This is a genomic window from Nocardia rhamnosiphila NBRC 108938 (genome assembly GCF_000720425.1).
Taxonomy (GTDB): Bacteria; Actinomycetota; Actinomycetes; order Mycobacteriales; family Mycobacteriaceae; genus Nocardia; species Nocardia rhamnosiphila.
Genome location: NZ_JOAJ01000039.1, coordinates 1 through 1483, shown reverse-complemented (window position 1 = coordinate 1483; position 1483 = coordinate 1). Strand labels below are relative to the sequence as shown.

At 68.0% G+C, this 1483-nt stretch carries 1 protein-coding gene; it reads left to right on the top strand.

Annotated elements, in window-relative coordinates:
• A partial coding sequence (locus IG75_RS36945; RefSeq protein ID WP_036544316.1) for a condensation domain-containing protein occupies positions 1-1483 on the top strand: 1483 nt, incomplete at both ends.

Genomic DNA, 1483 nt, shown 5'->3' with positions numbered 1-1483 from the left:
GAGCCGGGCCGAGGTCGAGGGCCGGATCGAACCGGTGCTGGAGTATTTGGGTCGTACCGATTTCCAGGTGAAGTTCCGTGGTCAGCGGATCGAGCTGGGGGAGATCGAGTCGGCGTTGCTGGCGCAGCCGGTGGTGAGCCAGGCCGTGGTGACGGTCGCGGCGTCCGAGCTCGGTGAGCAGCTCGTCGCCTACGTGGTGCCCGCTCCGGGTGCGCAGATCGTGTCGGCTGCCCTGCTCGATGATCTGCGTGATGTGCTGCCGATCTACATGATCCCGGCTGTGGTCATGGAGTTGGATGCGTTCCCGTTGAACACTTCGGGCAAGCTGGATCGTAAGGCGCTGCCTGCCCCGGTGTTCGAAGCGCGGGAGTTCCGCGCCCCGTCGACTCCGATCGAGGAGATCGTGGCGGGTGTGTTCGCCGAGGTGCTCGGTGTCGAGCGGATCGGTGCCGATGATGATTTCTTCGCCCTGGGTGGTAACTCGCTGATCGCGACCCAGGTCGCCGCGCGCCTGGGTGCTGCGCTGGACACCACCGTGCCGGTGCGGATGCTGTTCGAGGCCTCCACGGTGGCCGCGCTGGCCGCCGCCGCGGAATCCGCCACCGGGCGTGGGGATCTGCCGGTGCTGGCGCCGCGGGAGCGGCCGGAGCGGGTGCCGTTGTCGCTGGCGCAGCAGCGGATGTGGTTCCTGAACCAGTTCGATACGGATTCGGCCGCCTACAACCTTCCGGTTGCCGTCCGTCTGACCGGTGATCTCGATATCGCTGCTCTGGAGCAGGCGGTTGCCGATGTGGTGGGCCGGCACGAGACGCTGCGGACGGTTTATCCGGCGCAGGACGGGCGACCGTACCAACTGGTGTTGCCGGTCGGCGAGGTGGCGCCGGATCTGACGGCGGTTGCGGTGCCCGCGGACGAGTTGCGGGCGCGGGCCGTCGAGGTGATGTCGGCCGGGTTCGATGTGTCGGCCGAGGTGCCGTTGCGGGTGGCACTGTTCCATCCGGGCGGCGACGAACACGTGCTGGTGTTCGTGATGCACCACATCAGTGCCGACGGCTGGTCGATGGGGCCGCTGACCAGGGATCTGGTAGCTGCTTATGCCTCGCGCGCCGCCGGTTCGGCTCCGGTGTGGTCGCCGCCTGCGGTGCAGTACGCCGATTACAGCCTGTGGCAGCGCGAGGTCCTGGGTTCGGAGGACGATCCGGCGAGTCTGGTCAGCGCGCAGGCCGATTATTGGCGGCGGGCGTTGGCCGGGTTGCCGGATGAGCTGAATCTGCCGGGTGACCGGCCGCGCCCGACGGTGCGGTCGGTGGTCGGTGGCACGGTGCCGTTCGAGATCGATGCGGAGTTGCATCGGGCGGTGTCGCGGTTGGCGGCCGAGCACAATGCGACGGTGTTCATGGTTGTGCATGCGGTGCTGGCGTTGCTGTTGGCGCGGTTGTCGGCTACCGATGATGTGGCGGTGGGTACGCCGATCGCGGGTCGT